Annotated in this window: 1 pseudogene; it reads left to right on the forward strand. The window is 54.2% G+C overall.

What is annotated here, in order from left to right:
* Window positions 1-1,699 (forward strand): annotated as a pseudogene (locus I71_RS38500) (class I SAM-dependent DNA methyltransferase); the annotation flags it as partial.
* Window positions 1,700-2,414: the final 715 nt, after the last annotated feature.

The raw sequence follows: 2,414 nt of genomic DNA on the forward strand, positions 1-2,414 counted from the left end.
GGACGCCTTTTACCAGGGCACCACAGAAAAGCCAAACCCTTTACGCCGCTTCGGCTTCATCACAACCAACAAGATTACCCAAGTGTTTTCTCGAAAAGTCATTGAGGCGCGCATGGCGGGGAACACGCCGTTGTCGATCGTTTACGCAATCCCAGACCATCCTTGGCAAAAGGCCGCAGACAAGGCGGCAGTACGTATCGCCATGACAGTTGCCGTAAGTGGAATGTCAGAGGGTGTTCTGGGTCAAATTATCAAAGAAGATGGACTTAACACAGATACCCCTACCATTGAACTCGACCTTCGAGCGGGTCATATCAGGCCATCCCTTACAATAGGAGCTGACCTCACCAAAGCACTTCCTCTTTGGGAAAATCATGATTTGGCCCATCAGGGCTTTAAGCCCTATGGACTTGCGTTCTGGGTTAATGAACTCACTGCTCGGCAATTTGGTCTTGGTCAAATTGAAGGCAGTGAAAAATACATCCGACCTTATCTAAATGGTCGAGACCTGAACCAAACCTCTCGTGGGCGATATGTCCTTGATTTTCATGGATTGTCAGTGAAGGAGGTTCTAGATCGCTTTCCCGATGCATACCAACACTTACTTTCGCGATCAAAGCCTGTGCGTGATCAAGACAAGATGAAATATCGCCGTGAGAATTGGTGGCGTTTCGGACAGCCTTCAACAGAAATGCGCGATGCACTCAACGGCTTGAGCCGTTTCATTGGGACAACAGAGACTGCTGCTCATAGGATTTTCTCTTTCATCCCTGGACATGTTGCGCCAGACCAGAAGATAAGAGTCATAGCTTCGGATAGCCCGTTGCTATTGGCTGTTCTTTCATCTCGCGTCCACGTTCATTTCGCGATCAGCAACGGTGGCTGGCAGGGAGCCGGGAACGACCCAGTCTATCAGCACACCAAGACCTTCGACCCGTTCCCATTCCCGAACCCAGGGAACATGGCAGGCAGCTTGGCTGAGCGCCTATCCACTTTGGCCGAACACCTTGATGCGTTCCGTAAAGAGCGGATTGCTGCTCACTCTTATCTGACGATGACTACCCTCTACAACACACTGGAACGTATGCGAGAACTGGCTGCCGGTTGCGCCGTCGAACCGCTTACCGATGCAGAGCGGGATGTCTATGATGCTGGCCACATCGCCATACTTGGCGAACTTCATGACGAAATCGATCGGGCTGTGCTGGATGCCTATGGGTGGGCGGATTTAGGTCCGGCGCTGATAGGGATGCCGGGCGCGACCATACCCTCGCCGCACAAGTTGCCAACCCAAGAGGCCGCTGAAGAGGAGATTCTGCTGCGGCTGGTGGCGCTCAACCAAGCTCGGCAGGCCAGCGAGGCACGAGGCGAGATCGAGTGGTTGCGCCCCGAGTATCAGGTGCCCCGCCTACGCAACAAGGCCCCCCAACCCGATCAAGCCAAGCAGATTGCAGCTGACCTTGGAGGCTCTGCCGAGAGCGCGGCGACGGCCCTCGCGTGGCCGAGCGACGGCCTGGATCAAATCCGGGCGGTTCGTAGCGTCCTTGCGACGGCCACCACGCCCCTTGCACCCGAGGATATTTCCCGCCGCTTTCGCGGGGGGCGCAATAGAACTGCGCGCATCGAGACAGTCTTGCGCCATATGGTTGAGACCGGCATGGTCCGCGCTAATGGGCGCAGCCACTTCCTTCCACGCTGACCGTACTTTGCATGGTAAACTTGCTATCATGCATTCAAAAATACTACATAGTAGTTATAGTGGTTATTTTGCACGTAGATGATGCAGGCGTCGGCAAGGCTAGCATAATCGGGGTTGGCCTGAGCATCCGAGCGGGGCTGTTGGCCACCTCGCCGCCAGCAATCAACTGGCCAGCACCGGCCCAGCCGACCAGCTGTGGCCTTGATGTCGACAGTGCACCGGCAAATTCCTTCAGCGTCTGATACGGGCGGGAAGAGGAACTGTTCTGAATTGGCAGATAGGGGTATTGTCAATAGTAGCACTATTCAGCATAACGCATTCCGTGAATAGCATTATGAGACTGTAATGAGCGACACAGAAACAGTCCTTGCCGAAGTCGTAAATGTCCGGAAAGCCCCTATTGGTGGGAAGCTTCTGGCGCTGGTTGACGTTCTCATTGTCGTCCACGGCATCGAGTTCAAAGTCCGAGGCCTCCGCGTATCAAGAGAGGTCATGAATGGCAATCACGCCACATCGGTCACGTCCCCTCTTCATCGGGACATCAATGGGCAGTGGAGCCCAACCGTTACCTTTCCTGAGGAGCTGCATCAGCCGCTAACGGACATTGTGTTGGCGGCGTGCATTGAAGCCGGAGTTTGCCGCGAAGCCTAACCTTATCTATTGATCATTTGTCCAAATGGTCATTTGACCGCCTAATCTTGAAAGAAGAAGAGGT

Origin of the sequence: Azospirillum sp. B506, from assembly GCF_000333595.1 — a bacterium.
Lineage (GTDB): Bacteria > Pseudomonadota > Alphaproteobacteria > Azospirillales > Azospirillaceae > Azospirillum.